We start from the raw sequence: 16,687 nt of genomic DNA on the forward strand, positions 1-16,687 counted from the left end.
CCGCCCCCCCTCACAACAAGAAACCCGGCCACCCCCAACGCGCCACCGCGCAGGCCTGACCGGGCCTTAAATACTCTCGGGGGGTCCGGGGGGCAGACAGCCCCCCGGCCTCTCAATCAAGCGCAGTCAGTCGAGGTAATCCGACCGCTGCAGGCCGTATTTCGCCATCTTCTCGTTCAGCGTCCGGCGCGGCAGGCAGAGCTCGTCCATCACGCTCGAGATCGAGCCCTTGTGGCGGCGCATGGTGTTGTCGATCAGCATGCGCTCGAAGGCTTCCACGTATTCCTTCAGCGGCTTGCCCTCGGTGGTCATCACCGGCTGCATGTCCTCGTGGTCGTTCATCAGGAGCGAGGAGATCGTCCCCGTCCCGCGGCGCGATTGCAGCACCGCGCGTTCGGCGAGGTTGATGAGCTGGCGCACGTTGCCCGGCCAGGGCGCCTGCAGAAGCTGCGCGGCCTCCTGGGCCGAGACCTGGGGCGCCTCGCAGCCGTATTCCTCGGCGTAGCTTTCCGAGAGCCGGGTGAAGAGCGTCAGGATGTCCTCGCCGCGCTGGCGCAGGGGCGGCACGGTGATGCGCAGCGCCGCGAGCCGGTAGAAGAGGTCCGAGCGCAGCGCCGTCTCGCAGGTCTTGCCCTCGTCCTGGAGGTTGCAGATCGCCACGATCCGGGTCTCGGGCGGGTTGCCCTGGTCGTTGATCACCGACAGGAGCCGCGCCTGGGCGCCGTCCGAGAGGCTTTCGATGTCCTCGAGGACCAGCGTGCCGCCGCGGGCCTCCTCGATGGCCGGCAGGCGGCTGTCGTCGGGGTCCATCGGCCCGAAAAGCCGCTTGGTCAGCGCCGCCTCGTCCATGGCCGCGCAGGGCAGGAGCACGAAACGCTTGCCCGCCCGGCTGCCGACGGCGTGCAGGGCATGGGCCACCAGCGTCTTGCCGGTGCCGGTCTCGCCCTCGATCAGCACGTGGCCGTCGGCCTGGCCGAGATCGAGGATGTCCTCGCGCAGCCGCTCCATGGCCGGGGCCTGGCCGATGAGCTTCTGCATGATCTGCCCGCCGTCCGAGAGCTCGCGCCGGAGCTGCCGGTTGTCGAGCGTCAGCCGCCGGGCGTTGGTGGCCTTCTTGGCCAGATCCGACATGCGTTCGGGGTTGAAGGGCTTCTCCAGGAAGTCGAAGGCGCCGATGCGCATGGCTTCCACCGCCATGGGCACGTCGCCATGGCCGGTGATCATGATCACCGGCAGCGAGCTGTCGAGCCCCATGAGCTTTTTCAGAAGCTGAATGCCGTCCATGCCCGGCATCTTGATGTCGGTGATGACGATGCCCGGATAATCCGCTCCGACGGTCTTCAGCGCCTCCTCGGCGCTGCCGAAGCTTTCGGTGTCATAGCCCGAGAGCGCCAGCCACTGACTGATCGATTGGCGCATATCCTTCTCGTCGTCGACGATCGCGATTTTCATAGCCTTTGCCATTGTTCTCTTATTCCGCGGCTTGAGTGTCTTCGGTCATGATCGGCAGTTGCATCTCGAAAACGGCCCCACCGCCCTCGGCGTTCCGCGCGGTGAGCCGTCCGCCGAGGTCGCTGACGATCCCCGAGGAAATCGCCAGCCCCAGTCCGGTGCCGTCTCCGGGCTGCTTGGTGGTGTAGAATGGTTCGAACAGCGCATCGAGATCCTCGATGCCATGGCCGTTGTCGCGCACGCTCAGGGTCGCCGTCTCGCCATGGGCGAGCAGGATCTCAATCTCGGGGTTGCGCACCGATTTGGTCGCGTCGAGCGCGTTGCGCAAGAGGTTGATCAGCACCTGTTCGATGCGCATCCGGTCGCCCATGACATGCACCTTCTCGTCGGGCAGCACCCGGCTGATGCGCACCTGGCGGGCGCGGAGCTGCGGCTCCATCATCGCCAGCGCCGAGGTCACCGCCTCGCCCATCTCCACCGGCGAGAACTCCTCCTGGCCCTTGCGGGCATAGGATTTGAGCTGCCGGGTGATGGCGCCCATGCGTTCGATCAGGTCGTCGATGCGGTGGAAGGCGCTGAGTGCCTCGTCGGGGCGGTTGCGGCGCAGCAGAAGCCGGGCGCCGGCGAGATAGGTCTTCATCGCGGCGAGCGGCTGGTTCAGCTCGTGGCTGACCGCCGCCGACATCTCGCCGAGGGCGGCAAGCTTGGAGCTTTGCGCCAGGGTCTGTTCGGCAACCGCGAGGTTTTCCTGCACGCGCTCGCGCTCGGCGATCTCGCGCTGGAGGCGCAGGTTGAGCTGGCGCAGCTCGCGGCTTTCGCGCTGGAAGAGCGCCATGCGCAGCGCGGTCTTTCGGCTGAGCGCGTAGAAGGCCAGCGCCGCGAGGAGCGCGAAGCCCATGATCTCGAGGGCGAGCACGGCGTTCACCCGCTCGCGCACGCTCTGGTAGGTGGTGAAGGAGGTGATCGACCAGCCCCGGAAGGGGATGCGCCCGTCGATCCGCATCACCGCCTGGCCGCCGACATAGGCGTCGGCGGGCAGCGCGGTCCAGTCGGTGGTGGCCTGGATCGCGCGCTCGATGGCGCTGTCGGGAGGCTGGCGCGCCAGCGCCGCCTCGACCGTCAGCCCGCGCCAGCGCGGCTCGGTCGCCAGGATGATCCGGCCTTCGCTGTCGGTGACCAGCACCGCGTCCGAGATGCCTGCCCAGGCGCGTTCGAACTTCGCCAGATCCGCCTCGACCACGATGACGCCAAGGGCGTTGCCCTGGCTCTCGACCCGGCGGGAATAGGTGAAGGTGTAATTGCCCACCTCGTTGGGGATCGAGGTGAAGACCGTCGAGGACGAGCGCATGGCCTCCACGAAATAGGGCGCGTTGCGATGCGCCGCGCCGAGCCGGGCGCGGTCGGTCGCGGCCACGGTCCGGCCTTCCTCGTCGAGCAGCATGAGCGAGGCCGCGCCGATCTCCTCGACGAAGGAGATCAGCCGCTGGGTCGACTGGCTGTAGTCGTCGGTGTTGAGCGCGTTGATCAGTGCGGGGTCGCGCGCCAGAAGCTGCGGCACGATGGCGTTGCGGCGCAGCTCGGACAGGAGGTTGCCGCTGTAGAGCGCCAGGCGCAGCTCGGCGCGGTTGCGCGTGGTCTCGGTGAAACGATCGGTCAGAAGCGCGTTCGTCACCCAGACGGTCGCCACCGCGGCGGCGAACAGGGCGACCAGCGCAGCGCGCACGCGCCACGACAATGGCCCGGGCCCGGGGCGGGATGTGTCTTCGGACGGCGTCTCCGACATGGATATGTCATAGGCCCCGAGAGGCCCCGCCACAAGTCAGGCGGCCGCCAGGGCCCCGCTGAGATGGGCGAAAAGACGCTGACCGTCGGTGCCGCCATGGCCCGGATCGGCGGCGCGCTCGGGATGCGGCATCATGCCGAGCACCCGGCGGTTGGCCGAGAGGATGCCCGCGATGTCGCGCTGCGAGCCGTTGGGATTGCGGCCGTAGCGGAAGGCCACGCGGCCCTCGCCCTCGAGCCGGTCCAGCGTCTCGGCATCGGCGTAATAATTGCCGTCGTGATGGGCGATGGGGATCATGATCTCCTCGCCCGCGCCGTAGCCCCGGGTGAAGACGCTGTCGGTCTCGCCCACCAAAAGCGGCTCGGTGCGGCAGATGTATTTCAGCCCGGCGTTGCGCAGGAGCGCCCCGGGCAGGAGGCCGGTCTCGGTCAGGATCTGGAAGCCGTTGCAGGGTCCGAAGACATAACCGCCCCGGCCCGCGTGATCGACCAGCGCCCGGCAGATCGGCGAATTGGCGGCGATGGCGCCGCAGCGCAGGTAATCGCCGTAGGAGAAGCCGCCCGGCACGCCGACGATGTCGGTGCCCTCGGGCAGCGCGGTCTCCTTGTGCCAGACCATCTGGGTCTCGAAGCCCGCGGCGCGGAAGGCCTGCGCCAGGTCGCGGTCGCAGTTGGAGCCGGGGAAGACCAGGACGGCGGCGCGCATCACAGCACCTCGACCCGGTAGCTTTCGATCACCGTGTTGGCGAGCAGCTTCTCGCACATCTCGCCGACCTGCGCCTCGGTGGTGCCGGGGGCCAGGTCGAGCTCGATCACCTTGCCCTGGCGGACGCCCTCGACGCCCTCGAACCCCAGCGCGCCGAGCGCGTGGCGGACCGCCTCGCCCTGCGGGTCGAGAACGCCGTCCTTCAGCATCACATGAACCCGTGCCTTCATCGCATCTGCCCCTTGTCGTTACCGCGCCGCCCCGGGCCCGGGCTTCTTTCAGTTGATCAGCGTCGGCTTGGTGACCGGCTGGTTGTTCTTGGGCATCACGCCCAGGCGCCGCGCCACCTCTGTGTAGGCATCGGCCAGGTTGCCGAGATCGCGGCGGAACACGTCCTTGTCGAGCTTCTGCCCGGTCTCGATGTCCCAGAGCCGGCAGCTGTCGGGCGAGATCTCGTCGGCCACGATGAGCCGCTGGAAGTCGCCCTCGAAGACGCGGCCGATCTCGATCTTGAAGTCGACGAGCCGGATGCCGACCGCCATCATCACGCCCGAAAGGAAGTCGTTGACCCGGAGCGCGAGGCTCAGGATGTCGTCCATGTCCTGCTGGCTGGCCCAGCCGAAGGCGGCGATATGTTCCTCGGTGACCAGCGGATCGCCGAGCGCATCGTCCTTGTAGTAGTATTCCACCACCGGACGGGTGAGCGGCGTGCCCTCCTCCATGCCGAGGCGCTTGGCCATCGAGCCCGCCACCACGTTGCGCACCACCACCTCGAGGGGGATGATCTCGCAGGAGCGCACCAGCTGCTCGCGCATGTTCAGCCGCTCGATGAAATGGGTCGGCACGCCGATCTGGTTCAGCCCGGACATGAAGAACTCCGACAGGCGGTTGTTCAACACGCCCTTGCCGTCGATCACATCCTTCTTCTCGGCGTTGTAGGCGGTGGCGTCGTCCTTGAAATACTGGACGATCGTGCCCGGGCGCGGGCCTTCGTAGAGAACCTTCGCCTTGCCTTCGTAGATCTTCTTGCGGCGTGCCATGCGGCCCCTTTCCCAAGATACAGGAATCGGCACGGGGGAAGCCCCCGCGCCCGTTGCGCGACCTTTAGTCGAAGCCCCGAAAACCCGCAAGCTGCGCAGGCGCACGCTTGCCCGAAGCCCCTGATTGACCGTATCATAACCGAACAGACGCATTTGTCGGGAGGCCCGGAATGACCACCTTCGACGACCGCGAAGCCGCGTTCGAGAATAAGTTCGCCCACGATCAGGAAATGCTGTTTCGTGCAGAGGCCAGGCGCAACAAGCTTCTGGGGCTCTGGGCGGCGGAGCGCCTGGGCCTCTCGGGGCCCGAGGCGGAAGCCTATGCGCGCGACGTCATCAAGGCCGATTTCGCCCATGCCGGCCACGAGGACGTGTTGCGCAAGGTGGCCGACGATCTCGGCACCGGCTCCAGCGACGACGAGATCCGCGTGAAGATGCATGAGCTGCTGGCGCTGGCCAAGGCGCAGCTGATCGACGAGCATTGAACCGGCCCTCCGGCTCATCATCTTCTTGAACATTATGAATTTGCGTCATGGCGCGCCTTCGGGCATTGCGCGGGGACACCTTTCCCGCGACTCGCACGGAGACCGCCCGACATGTCCAATGCCCTGACCGACCTGCTGCAAAGCCGCGACTGGCTGCTCGCCGACGGGGCCACCGGGACCAATCTGTTCAACATGGGGCTCTCCTCGGGCGATGCGCCGGAGTTCTGGAACATCGACGAGCCCGAGAAGATCCGCGCGCTCTACCGCGGTTCGGTCGACGCGGGATCGGACCTGTTTCTCACCAATTCCTTCGGCGCCAATGCTTCGCGGCTGAAGCTGCACGACGCCGCCCATCGCGCCCGCGAGCTGTCGCGGGTCTCGGCCGAGCTGGGCCGCGAGGTGGCCGATGCCTCGGGCCGCAAGGTCGTTGTCGCGGGCTCGGTCGGCCCCACCGGAGAGATCATGCAGCCCGTGGGCGAGCTGACCCATGAGGCCGCCGTGGAGATGTTCCACGAACAGGCCGAGGGCCTGAAGGAAGGCGGCGCCGACGTGCTCTGGGTCGAGACGATCAGCGCGCCCGAGGAGTTCCGCGCCGCCGCCGAGGCCTTCGCGCTGGCGGACATGCCCTGGTGCGGCACCATGAGCTTCGACACCGCCGGGCGCACCATGATGGGCGTCACCTCCGAGGATATGGTCAAGCTCGTCGAGGGGCTGCCGAACCCGCCGCTGGCCTTCGGGGCGAACTGCGGCGTCGGCGCCTCGGACCTCTTGCGCACCGTCCTGGGCTTCACCGCCGCGGGCCCGACTCGGCCCGTCGTGGCCAAGGGCAACGCCGGCATCCCGCGCTTCGAGGATGGCCACATCCACTACGACGGCACGCCGGACCTCATGGCCGAATACGCCGTGCTGGCCCGCGATTCCGGCGCCACGATCATCGGCGGCTGCTGCGGCACCATGCCCGAGCACCTCGAGAAGATGCGCGCCGCGCTGGAGACCCGCCCCCGGGGCGAGCGTCCCTCGCTCGAGACCATCGCCGAGAAGATCGGCGGTTTCTCCTCCGAGAGCGACGGCACCGGCGAGAACGAAGGCGGCCAGCGCCGCGCCGGCGGACGCCGCCGCCGTCGGGGCTGATGACCCTAGAGAAGCGTCAGCTGATCGCCCGGCCGCGGCGGCGGGCGGAAGAGGTCGCAGCGCAGCGGCGGCACGCTCCGGTCGAGGCCGAGGCGCCGCGCCGCCAGCTTGAAGCGGCTGGCGATGATCTCGGCGTAATGGCCTTCGCCGCGCATCCGGTGGTGCCACTGGGCGGAATACTCCTTGCCGCCGTGCATCTCGCGCAGCCGCGCCATGACGCGGGCCGCGCGGTCGGGGTAATGGGTCTCGAGCCAGTCCTGCCAGAGCGGCGAGACCTCGCGCGGGAGCCGCAGCATGATCCAGCTGGCCGCATCCACGCCCGCCTCGGCGCCGGCCTCGAGGATCGCCTCGAGCTCGGGATCGGTCAGCGCCGGCACCACCGGAGAGACCATGAGCCGCACCGGGATGCCCGCCTCGCTGAGGCGCCGGACCGTCGCCAGCCGCCGCGCGGGCGCCGGCACCCGCGGCTCCATCCGGCGCGAGAGCTGCGCATCGAGCGTGGTCACCGAGATGCCGACGCGGGTCAGCCCCTGGGCGGCCAGGTCGGACAGGATGTCGATGTCGCGCTCGATCAGCGTGCCCTTGGTCACGATGCCCACCGGGTGGCGGAAGTCGCGCAGCACCTCGAGCAGGCCGCGCATGACGCCCTGGTCGCGCTCGATCGGCTGGTAGGGGTCGGTGTTGGTGCCGATGGCGGTGGGCGCCACGCTGTAGCGCCGCGCGCGCAGCTCGCGGGCCAGGACCTCGGGCGCCTCGGGCCGGGCCACCAACCGGGTCTCGAAATCGAGCCCGGGCGAGAGCCCGAGGCAGGCGTGGCTCGGCCGCGCGAAACAATAGATGCAGCCGTGCTCGCAGCCCCGGTAGGGGTTGATCGTGCGGTCGAAGGGCAGATCGGGCGAGCGGGTGTAGTTGATCACGCTGCGCGGCGTCTCGACCGAGACCTCGGTGCGCAGGAGGCGCATCTCCTCGGGGATCTCCCAGCCGTCGTGGTCGTCGGCGCGGGAGAACCGTTCGAACCGCCCCGCGTCGCGGCTGGCGGCGCCGCGCCCGCGGCGGGCCTCGGGGGCGATATCGGTCTGGTGACGGCGCATGCCGTCAGAATAGAACGGAAGAAGAACATTCACAAGCGCCCCCGCAGGGACCCGAGCCGCGCGCATCGCGCGTCGGTCGCGGGACGGCGCATGTCGCAATCCGGCGATTGCTGTGCGGTGAAAAGCCACATAGCTGCCGATCAAGGCGGCGCCCGTGACGGCGCCCGAACCAGAGGACGTGCCTAATGTCTGACGAAGAAGACGATCTGATCCTGTCCGAACTGCCCGACGAGGAGCTCGTGCCGCAGATGCACGACGACCTCTACGACGGGCTCAAGGAAGAGATCGAGGAAGGCGTGAACATCCTGCTCGAGCGCGGATGGCAGCCCTACGAGATCCTGACCGAGGCGCTGGTCGCCGGCATGACCATCGTCGGCCGCGACTTCCGCGACGGGATCCTCTTCGTGCCCGAGGTTCTCCTGGCCGCCAACGCGATGAAGGCCGGCATGGCGATCCTCAAGCCGCTGCTGGCCGAGACCGGCGCGCCGCCGATGGGCAAGATGGTGATCGGCACGGTCAAGGGCGACATCCACGACATCGGCAAGAACCTCGTCTCCATGATGATGGAGGGCGCGGGCTTCGAGGTGGTGGACCTGGGCATCAACAACGCCGTGGAGGCCTATCTCGAGGCGATCGAGCGCGAGAAGCCCGACATCCTCGGCATGTCGGCGCTGCTGACCACCACCATGCCCTACATGAAGGTCGTGATCGACACGCTGAAGGAACAGGGCATCCGCGACGATTTCATCGTGCTGGTGGGCGGCGCGCCCCTGAACGAGGACTTCGGCCGGGCGATCGGTGCCGATGCCTACTGCCGCGACGCCGCGGTCGCGGTCGACACCGCCAAGGAGCTGGTGGCGCGTCGGCACAACCAGGCGGCCGCGCAGTAATCCGCCAAAGGCGGGTGACCTTCCGTCACATCGGGCCCCCTCTCGCGCCGAGGGGGCTTTTTCTTTCCACGACTGTGCCCCATATTATTGGCAGGGAAAGGAGAAATCATGCCCGTGACATCCTTCGCACTCACAATCCTTCTGGTCGTGGCCGCAGCGGCGCTGACCGTCTGGGCCATGAGCGCGTTCGGCGTCCTGGCGGTGATGCCCGTCCTGCTGGTGGTAGCGCTCATCGCGCGCTGGGGGCTTGGACATGTCCCCTATGACGACAGCCACACCTGACGACGCCACGCTTCGCGACAAGGGCTACGCCGAGGACGGCTCCGGCCGCATCCTGCTGATCGCCTGCGGGGCGCTCGCGCGGGAAATCCTCGACCTACGCGCCGCCAATGGCTGGGATCACCTCGATCTCACCTGCCTGCCCGCGATCCTGCACAACACGCCCGAGAAGATCACCCCCGCCGTGCGCCAGGCCGTCGAGAAGGCGCGCGGGGACTACGCGCGCATCTACGTGGTCTACGGCGACTGCGGCACCGGTGGCGGGCTGGCGGCGGCCTGCGCGGAGATGGGCGTGGAGATGGTGCCCGGCCCCCATTGCTACAGCTTCTTCGAGGGCAACGCGGCGTTCGCCGCCCGCGAGGAATGCACCGCCTTCTACCTCACCGATTTCCTCGTGCGCCAGTTCGAGGCCTTCGTCTGGCGCCCGCTCGGCCTCGACCGCCACCCCGAGCTGCGCGAGATGTATTTCGGCAATTACGAGACGCTGGTCTACCAGGCCCAGACCGACGACCCGGCGCTGACCGAGCGCGCCCGCGACTGCGCCGCGCGCCTTGGGCTCGCCTTCGAGCGGCGGATGACCGGCTACGGCGACCTCGGCGCGACGCTGGCCTCCTGGGCGGAAAGCGGCACGGCGCGGGGGTGACTCTGCCGCCTGCTGTGCCGGGAGGCGGCGGGTGAGAGGGGCTGGGAGGCGGTCGGCACGGGGACTCAAGAGCTGAGAAAAGTGCCGCGCGTCCCGAGAGCCCAGGCCTTCGATGACCTCGCGCCCTGCCCCGTTTGTCCGCCTGACCCGCTACTCCCCCTGCGCCGCGAGCACCGCCGAGACCGGCACCAGCGCGAGATCGTTGGTGCGGTCCTGCAGCCCCCAAAGGAGCAGCGCCGAGACGGTGTCCGCCGTCAGCCGGCCAAGCGCGATGACCGCGCCGTCCTGCCGCGCGCGCAGCGCCACGCGGTCGAGCATCCGGCGCTGCATCGTCGGGTCCTGCCCGTCGCCGTCGAAGTCGCGGAAGACCGCGCCCGCGGGCACCCCTCCGCGCCGCGCGAGGTCGGTCGCGGTGTTCAGCCCCTGCCCCTGCATGACCAGCGCATGGCCCGAGGCGGCGAGGTAATCGGCCACCTGTTCGGAGACATCGCGCGAGCCCTGAAGGCCACCCTCGGGAGCCTCGAGCACGCCCACCACCTCGGGCAGCGCGCCAAGCGCGGCCTCCAGCGTGACCTCGACGTCCCGGGCCGCGGCGCCCTCGGGCAGCGCGGTCAGCGCCAGCACCTCGAAGCCGCGTTCGCGGTAGCCCCGCATGCGCGCCGCCGCGTCGGGCGCGGTCGGGTCGACGGCGAAGGAGAGCGGAAAGGGAAAGGCCTCGAGCGCCGCGGGCCCGAGCGGCCCCGTGCCCGGGTCCATCAGGATCACCGCAAGGCGCGGCTGGCCGGCCTCGGCCTCATGCGCGACGGCGTAGCGCTGGTAAGGCGGCGCGTCGGGGTCGAGGCCCTTGGCGCCCTCCGCCGCGCTGGCCGGGGTCTCTTCCGGCGCGGGCGTACTGTCCTCGGGCGTCTCGCCGATGCGCGGCAGGCGGGTGCTGCGCGCGGCATCCGCGCGCTCGGTCGGAGATGTCGCGGGCCGGCCCACCTGCGGGCGGCCGGCCTCGCTGTCGGGCGGGCTGAGCACCGCCACCTCGTCCTGCGCCTGCGGCGCGGGCGCGGGGCGTTCGGGCGGGGTGGTCTCCGCGCTCGGTGCCTCAGGGGCGTCCTCCGGGGCCGCTGCCATGGCGTCGGGGGGCCGGGTGGTCTGAGTGCTGCTCTCTTGGGTGGCGCTCTCTTGGGTGGCGCTCACCCCTGTCTCGGAGGCGTCTTCGTTGGTCGCCGGGTCGGCGGGTTGGCCACTATCGGCGGCGCTGTCTTCGGCGGCGCTGCCAGCAGAGGCGGTCTCGCCCGCGTCACCACCCTTGGCGCTATCAGCCGTCGGACCCGAAGAGCTCCCCTCGACATCATCCGAAGCAGCCTCTGATCCGTCGCCCGCCTCAACCATCGCCCCTTCCGGCGCCTCCGGCACGACATCCGCCCCTTCCGGCGCGGCCAGCGCCATGCCGTCGCCCTCGGGCGCGGCCTCGTCGGCCCGGGTCGGATCCGCCAGCGCGACCTCCATGTCCGGCGCGGAGCCTGCCTCGGGCGCCGCGCCACGGGCGGGTGCCTCGGCGCTCTGCGTCTCGGGCGCCGGACCGCTGTCGGGGCTCTGCGTGGGCAGGCTCTCGGGCCCCGGCGCGGCGCGGGGGGCGTCGCCCGTGACGGGCTGGTCGGGGGCCGCGCCCTCCGAGGGCGCCGCGGCAAAACCGGCCTCGCCGTCGGAGACCTCGGGCCGCGGCGGCTCCGCCGGGGCCTCGGCCGCCTCTGGCGCGCGCTCACTTGCCGGCGCCTCAAGGCCCGCGCTACCCGGCGCGGCGCTCACCGGCGCATCCGCGCCCGGCGCGACCGGACCCGCCGCACCCGGCTCCGGCGCCTCGGAGAGGCCCTCCGCCGGCGCGGTCACCTCGGGGGCCGCCGCCGAACGCCTGTCCGCCCCGTCGGCCAGCGGCGCATCGGGCGCGGGCGCCACCAGCCCGCCGGACGAACGGCCCGGCGCGGGCGCCGCATCGGCCCCGGGCGCCTCGGCCCCGGCCTGTCCCGGCTCGGGCGCGGCCCCGGCCTCGCGATCCTCGCCCGCAACCTGCGGCTCGGGCATCAGCCCCGCCGGCGGCTCGGGATAGCTCTGGGTCAGCGACAGAACCGCCGCGCCCCCCGCCGCGATCACAACGCCCGTCATCGTGCCTGCCAGAAATCCGCGCGCCATCGCCCGTCCTTACCCTTGCGCCCCGGTCCCGGGGCCTGCCTGAAGTCTCGCGGCCTTCTCCCGGCGAGGCGCGCGGGCCGCGGCGCCGCCCTGCGCCCTTGACCTCCTCGGGCCGCTCGGACCATCTATACCGGAATTCGCCCCGCCCGGACCAGCCCCCGCGGCCCCACAAACCGTCGGAAACAGGCCAGAACATGCTGCTGCTCATCGATAATTACGACAGCTTCACCTATAACCTCGTGCACTACCTGGGCGAGCTCGGCACCGAGGTGACCGTGCGCCGCAACGACGCGCTCGACGTGCAGGAGGCCATGGCGATGAAGCCCGCGGGCATCCTGCTCTCGCCCGGGCCCTGCGACCCGGACCAGGCGGGCATCTGCCTCGCGCTGACCGAGGCCGCCGCCGAGACCGGCACGCCGCTCCTGGGCGTCTGCCTCGGCCATCAGACCATCGGCCAGGCCTTCGGCGGCCGGGTCCAGCGCCACAGCGACATCGTGCACGGCAAGATGGGCCAGATCCGCCACGAGGGCGGCGGCGTCTTCGCCGGGCTGCCCTCGCCCTTCGCCGCGACGCGCTACCACAGCCTCGTCGTCGCCCGCGAGGGCCTGCCCGACTGCCTCGAGGTGACCGCCGCGCTCGAGGACCGGACGATCATGGGGCTCTCGCACAAAAGCCTGCCGATCCACGGGGTGCAGTTCCACCCTGAAAGCATCGCCTCGGAACACGGGCACAAGCTTTTGAAAAACTTCACCAACCTGCTTCCGGTGCCGGCATGAGCGAGAGCCTGAAACCGCTGATCTCGGCCGCCGCCGAACGCCCGCTGACCCCTGAGGAGGCCACCCGCGCCTTCACGCTTCTCTTCGAGGGCGAAGCCACGCCGAGCCAGATCGGCGGCTTCCTCATGGCACTGCGCACCCGCGGCGAAAGCGTCGCGGAATATGCCGCCGCGGCCTCGGTCATGCGCGCCAAGTGCCACAAGGTCGCCGCCCCCACGGGCGCCATGGATATCGTCGGCACGGGCGGCGACGGCAAGGGCACGCTGAACATCTCGACCGCGACGGCCTTCGTGGTGGCGGGCGCCGGGGTGACGGTGGCGAAACACGGCAACCGCAACCTCTCGTCGAAGTCCGGCTCGGCCGATGCGCTGACCCAGATGGGCGTCAAGGTGATGATCGAGGCGGGCCGGGTCGAGGCGATCCTGCGCGAGGCGGGCATCTGCTTCATGATGGCGCCGATGCACCATCCGGCCATGGCCCATGTCGGCCCGACGCGCCAGGAGCTCGGGACAAGAACGATCTTCAACATATTGGGGCCGCTCACGAATCCGGCCTCTGTGACGCGGCAGCTTACCGGCGCCTTCTCGCGTGCGATGATCCGGCCCATGGCCGAGACGCTGCAGGCCCTGGGCTCCGAACGGGCCTGGCTGGTGCATGGCGGCGACGGCACCGACGAGCTGTCGATCGCGGGTGTGAGCCATGTCGCGGCGCTCGAAGACGGCGCGATCCGCGAGTTCGAGCTGCACCCCGAGGACGCGGGCCTGCCCGAGCATCCCTTCGAGGCGATCCTCGGCGGCACGCCCGAGGAGAACGGCCGCGCCTTCCGCGCGGTCCTGGGTGGCGCGCCCGGCGCCTACCGCGACGCGGTGTTGCTGAATGCTGCCGCAGCGCTGGTGGTCGCGGGCCGCGCGGGTGAACTGAAGGAAGGCGCGGCGCTCGGCGCCGAAAGCCTCGACAGCGGCGCGGCCATGGCCCGGATCGAGGCGCTGGCGCGGCTGTCCCAGGCGTGACGCCGCCCAACCCGCCCGCCGCTTGGGCGCATCTGCCCTTTTTCGCGACCCATTGGCCGCGCATCGCCGCGCGGCTGGCCGCCGAACAGCGCTTGATCCTGCCGCCCGCGCCGCAGGTCTTCGCCGCGCTCGAAGCGGCGGATCCGGCGGATGTGCGGGTGGTGATCCTGGGCCAGGACCCCTATCCGACGCCCGGGCACGCCAATGGTTTCGCCTTCTCCACCGCCCCGGAGACGCGCCCCCTGCCCCGCAGCTTGTCGAACATATACAAGGAGTTGCAGGCCGACCTTGAGGTGACGCGCAGCGAGGGAGACCTCTCCGACTGGGCCGCGCAGGGGGTGCTTCTGCTGAACACCGCGCTGACTGTTCCGGCCGGCGAGGCCGGCGGCCATGCCCGGCTTGGCTGGCAGCGGCTCACCGAAGAGGTGCTGGACGCGCTCTCGGACCGGCCGCGCGCCTTCCTTTTGTGGGGCGCCAAGGCGCAGGCCTTTCGCCCCTTCATTCGCGGCGCCGACCACCTTATCCTGAGCGCGCCGCATCCGTCGCCCCTGTCGGCGAGCCGGGGGTTTTTCGGCTCCCGGCCCTTTTCGCGGATCAACGCTTGGCTTAGGTCACAGGCTGATTGCGACATCAACTGGTGAGGACATGACAGAGACCATTCTTGACAAGATCAAAGCCTACAAGCTCCAGGAAATCGCCGCGGACAAGGCCACCATGCCGATCGACCTGATCGAGGAGGCCGCGAAGAACGCATCCGACCTGCGCCCCTTCGCCGACAGCCTGAAGCGCGCGCAATCCTCGGGCTACGGGCTGATCGCCGAGGTCAAGAAGGCGTCTCCCTCCAAGGGCATCATCCGCGAGGATTTCGACCCCGCGGGCCTCGCCCAGGCCTATGAGCGCGGCGGCGCGACCTGCCTGTCGATCCTGACCGACATGCCCAGCTTCAAGGGCGCGAAGCCCTACCTCAGCCAGGCGCGCAACGCCACGCGGCTGCCGGCGATCCGCAAGGATTTCATCTACGATCCCTACCAGGTGATCGAGGCCCGGTCGCTGCATGCCGATTGCATCCTGCTGATCATGGCGACCCTCGAGGACGACCAGGCTGCCGAGCTGGAAGCCGTGGCCCATGACTGGGGCATGGATGTGCTGGTCGAGGTCCACAACGAGGCCGAGCTCGAGCGCGCGCTGAAGCTGAAGTCGCGGCTGATCGGGGTGAACAACCGCGACCTGCACAGCTTCGAGACCTCGCTCGAGACCACCAAGCGGCTCGCGGCGCTGATGCCCGACGATGCGCTGGTCGTCTCGGAATCGGGCCTCGCGGCGCCCTCCGACCTGGCGGAGATCGCCGAGGCCGGCGTGCGCAGCTTCCTCATCGGCGAGAGCCTGATGCGCGAGGACAACGTCGAGGCCGCCACGGCCAAGATCCTCGCCGATCCGGTGGCCTGAGCGCATGGCGGGCGGGCTCACCCATTTCGACGCCAAGGGCGACGCGCATATGGTCGATGTCTCCGACAAGGCGGTGACCGCGCGGGTCGCCGTGGCGCGGGGCTGGGTCCGGATGTTGCCCGAGACCCTGGAGATGACCCGCGAGGGCCGCGCCAAGAAGGGCGACGTGATCGGCGTGGCCCGGCTCGCGGGGATCATGGGCGCCAAGAAGACGCCCGAGCTGATCCCGCTCTGCCATCCATTGCCCGTCACCAAGGTCTCGGTCGAGGTGACCCCCGATGCCGAGCTGCCCGGGCTGCGGATCGAGGCCACGGTCAAGACCACGGGCCAAACCGGCGTCGAGATGGAGGCGCTGACCGCCGTCTCGACCACGGCGCTGACCGTCTACGACATGCTCAAGGCCGTGGATAAGGGCATGCAGATCGGCGGCATCGAGGTGGCGCTCAAGGACGGCGGCAAGTCCGGCCGCTACGAGGCGCCGTGATCTCGGTCGAGGCGGCGCTCGAGGCGCTCTTTGCCCTGACGCCCGAGCTCGAGGCCGAGCGCGTGCCGCTGCGGCAGGCCTCAGGGCGGGTGCTGCGCGCGCCGGTCACCGCCCTCCGCGACCAGCCGCCCTTTGCCGCCGCCGCCATGGATGGCTATGCGGTCACCGAGGCCGCGCCGGGCGCCCGGCTGCGGGTTCTCGGCGAAAGCGCCGCCGGCCATCGCTTCGAAGGCCCCGTGGGCCCGGGTCAGGCGGTGCGGATCTTCACCGGCGCGCCGCTGCCCGAAGGCGCGATGCGGGTGGTGATCCAAGAGGATGTGACCCGCGAGGGCGATCAGATCACCCTGGGCGACAACCTCGATGCCGGGACGCATATCCGCGCCGCCGGTGTGGATTTCCGCGCGGGCGATCAGGTCGCGGCGCCGCGGCGCCTCGGGCCGAATGACATCGCGCTTCTGGCGGCGATGAATGCGGCCGAGCTGAGCGTCGCGCGCCGCCCGCGCGTCGCGCTGATCGCCACCGGCGACGAGCTGGTCAGCCCCGGAGAGACGCCAGGCCCGGACCAGATCGTCGCCTCCAACACCTATGGGCTGGCCGCGCTGTTCGAGAGGCTGGGCGCCGAGGTGCGGCTTCTGCCCATCGCGCGCGACAGTCGCGCGGCCCTGGGCGCGGTCCTGGGGCTGGTGGCCGACGCGGACCTGGTGATCACCGTGGGCGGCGCCTCGGTTGGCGATCACGACCTGGTGGGCGAGGTCGCCGAGACCCTTGGGCTCGAGCGCGCCTTCTACAAGGTCGCCATGCGACCGGGCAAACCGCTCATGGCCGGGCGGTTGGGCGCGGCGATGATGATCGGCCTGCCGGGCAACCCGGTCTCGGCCATGGTCTGCGGGCATGTCTTCGTGGCGCCCGTGTTGCGCGCCATGCAGGGGCTCGGCGCCGCGCCCGCGCCGCGGCAGCAAGGACGGCTGGCCCAGGACCTGCCCGCCAACGGGCCGCGCGCGCATTACATGCGGGCGGCGCGCGGGGCCGAAGGGCTGCGCGTCTTCGAGCGCCAGGATTCGAGCCTCCTGTCGGTTCTGGGAGAGGCCGATGCGCTGGTGGTCCGCCCGCCGGAAGACCCCGCGCGCCGCGCGGGCGAGACGGTGGAGTATATCGCGATCTAAGGGGCGCGGCGGGGCGTGCCGGCGCAGAAGCGCGCGGGCAGCTCGCCTTGGAAAGCGGCGAAACGGTTTTGCCATTCCAAACGCGCGGCGCAGCGCAGTTGCGATTTTTCCGAAAAATTGTCCTGCATTTT

General features: G+C 70.2%; 18 protein-coding genes. 11 read left to right on the forward strand and 7 right to left on the reverse strand.

Annotation, left to right across the window (positions count from 1 at the left end; translation table 11 throughout):
- Window positions 1-126: 126 nt before the first annotated feature.
- The 5 genes from LR948_RS17270 to purC are packed head-to-tail and all read right to left on the reverse strand — an operon-like array spanning window position 127 to window position 4,980.
- On the reverse strand, window positions 127-1,464 hold the full coding sequence (locus LR948_RS17270; protein ID WP_232755337.1) for a sigma-54 dependent transcriptional regulator: 1,338 nt from the start codon (window positions 1,462-1,464) through the stop codon (window positions 127-129).
- 7 nt (window positions 1,465-1,471) lie between these two features.
- Window positions 1,472-3,235 carry an ATP-binding protein gene (locus tag LR948_RS17275; RefSeq protein ID WP_232755338.1) on the reverse strand — a complete coding sequence of 588 codons (1,764 nt, stop codon included), beginning with the start codon at window positions 3,233-3,235 and terminating at the stop codon, window positions 1,472-1,474.
- A 36-nt stretch (window positions 3,236-3,271) separates the two neighbouring features.
- Window positions 3,272-3,940 carry a phosphoribosylformylglycinamidine synthase subunit PurQ gene (gene purQ / locus LR948_RS17280; RefSeq protein WP_232755339.1) on the reverse strand — a complete coding sequence of 223 codons (669 nt, stop codon included), beginning with the start codon at window positions 3,938-3,940 and terminating at the stop codon, window positions 3,272-3,274.
- Entirely contained in the window at window positions 3,940-4,170 is a 231-nt protein-coding gene (purS, locus tag LR948_RS17285) for a phosphoribosylformylglycinamidine synthase subunit PurS (protein WP_232755340.1), read from the reverse strand. The genes purQ and purS overlap by 1 nt, the downstream gene beginning before the upstream one ends.
- 48 nt (window positions 4,171-4,218) lie before the next feature.
- Window positions 4,219-4,980 (reverse strand): phosphoribosylaminoimidazolesuccinocarboxamide synthase, encoded by a 762-nt coding sequence (gene purC / locus LR948_RS17290; protein ID WP_232755341.1) that lies wholly within the window; start codon window positions 4,978-4,980, stop codon window positions 4,219-4,221.
- A gap of 170 nt (window positions 4,981-5,150) precedes the next feature.
- On the opposite strand from purC, the gene LR948_RS17295 reads away from it, so the two are divergent.
- Window positions 5,151-5,465 carry a DUF1476 domain-containing protein gene (locus LR948_RS17295; protein WP_232755342.1) on the forward strand — a complete coding sequence of 105 codons (315 nt, stop codon included), beginning with the start codon at window positions 5,151-5,153 and terminating at the stop codon, window positions 5,463-5,465.
- Window positions 5,466-5,576: 111 nt separating this feature from the next.
- Entirely contained in the window at window positions 5,577-6,596 is a 1,020-nt protein-coding gene (gene bmt, locus LR948_RS17300; protein WP_232755343.1) for a betaine--homocysteine S-methyltransferase, read from the forward strand.
- A 5-nt stretch (window positions 6,597-6,601) separates the two neighbouring features.
- On the opposite strand, the gene LR948_RS17305 is transcribed toward bmt, so the two are convergent.
- On the reverse strand, window positions 6,602-7,687 hold the full coding sequence (locus LR948_RS17305) for a PA0069 family radical SAM protein (protein ID WP_232755394.1): 1,086 nt from the start codon (window positions 7,685-7,687) through the stop codon (window positions 6,602-6,604).
- Window positions 7,688-7,872: 185 nt separating this feature from the next.
- On the opposite strand from LR948_RS17305, the gene LR948_RS17310 reads away from it, so the two are divergent.
- From LR948_RS17310 to LR948_RS17320, 3 genes are all read left to right on the forward strand, one after another.
- A complete protein-coding gene (locus tag LR948_RS17310; protein ID WP_232755344.1) occupies window positions 7,873-8,577 on the forward strand; it encodes a B12-binding domain-containing protein in 705 nt (234 codons plus the stop codon).
- Between the two features lie 108 nt (window positions 8,578-8,685).
- A complete protein-coding gene (locus tag LR948_RS17315) occupies window positions 8,686-8,859 on the forward strand; it encodes a hypothetical protein (RefSeq protein WP_232755345.1) in 174 nt (57 codons plus the stop codon).
- A complete protein-coding gene (locus LR948_RS17320) occupies window positions 8,840-9,499 on the forward strand; it encodes a DUF1638 domain-containing protein (RefSeq protein ID WP_232755346.1) in 660 nt (219 codons plus the stop codon). The genes LR948_RS17315 and LR948_RS17320 overlap by 20 nt, the downstream gene beginning before the upstream one ends.
- 150 nt (window positions 9,500-9,649) lie before the next feature.
- Here the strand turns inward: LR948_RS17320 and LR948_RS17325 are convergent, their stop codons facing one another.
- Entirely contained in the window at window positions 9,650-11,677 is a 2,028-nt protein-coding gene (locus LR948_RS17325) for a divergent polysaccharide deacetylase family protein (protein ID WP_232755347.1), read from the reverse strand.
- Between the two features lie 194 nt (window positions 11,678-11,871).
- On the opposite strand from LR948_RS17325, the gene LR948_RS17330 reads away from it, so the two are divergent.
- The 6 genes from LR948_RS17330 to glp are packed head-to-tail and all read left to right on the forward strand — an operon-like array spanning window position 11,872 to window position 16,556.
- Window positions 11,872-12,453: an aminodeoxychorismate/anthranilate synthase component II gene (locus LR948_RS17330; protein ID WP_232755348.1), complete on the forward strand. Its 582-nt coding sequence runs from the start codon at window positions 11,872-11,874 to the stop codon at window positions 12,451-12,453.
- Window positions 12,450-13,463, forward strand: coding sequence for an anthranilate phosphoribosyltransferase (gene trpD, locus LR948_RS17335; protein WP_232755349.1), 1,014 nt, complete (start codon window positions 12,450-12,452; stop codon window positions 13,461-13,463). Before LR948_RS17330 ends, trpD begins: the two co-directional genes overlap by 4 nt.
- Window positions 13,460-14,104 (forward strand): uracil-DNA glycosylase, encoded by a 645-nt coding sequence (locus tag LR948_RS17340; protein WP_232755350.1) that lies wholly within the window; start codon window positions 13,460-13,462, stop codon window positions 14,102-14,104. The genes trpD and LR948_RS17340 overlap by 4 nt, the downstream gene beginning before the upstream one ends.
- Window positions 14,105-14,108: 4 nt before the next feature.
- The gene (trpC, locus tag LR948_RS17345; protein ID WP_232755351.1) at window positions 14,109-14,909 is read left to right on the forward strand and encodes an indole-3-glycerol phosphate synthase TrpC; all 801 of its coding nucleotides are present in this window, start codon (window positions 14,109-14,111) and stop codon (window positions 14,907-14,909) included.
- A gap of 4 nt (window positions 14,910-14,913) precedes the next feature.
- On the forward strand, window positions 14,914-15,393 hold the full coding sequence (gene moaC / locus LR948_RS17350) for a cyclic pyranopterin monophosphate synthase MoaC (protein WP_232755352.1): 480 nt from the start codon (window positions 14,914-14,916) through the stop codon (window positions 15,391-15,393).
- Complete coding sequence (gene glp / locus LR948_RS17355) at window positions 15,390-16,556, forward strand: gephyrin-like molybdotransferase Glp (RefSeq protein WP_232755353.1); 1,167 nt, start codon at window positions 15,390-15,392, stop codon at window positions 16,554-16,556. Before moaC ends, glp begins: the two co-directional genes overlap by 4 nt.
- The last annotated feature ends 131 nt before the right edge of the window (window positions 16,557-16,687 follow it).

The organism is Roseivivax sp. GX 12232, from assembly GCF_021272185.1.
GTDB lineage: Bacteria > Pseudomonadota > Alphaproteobacteria > Rhodobacterales > Rhodobacteraceae > Roseivivax.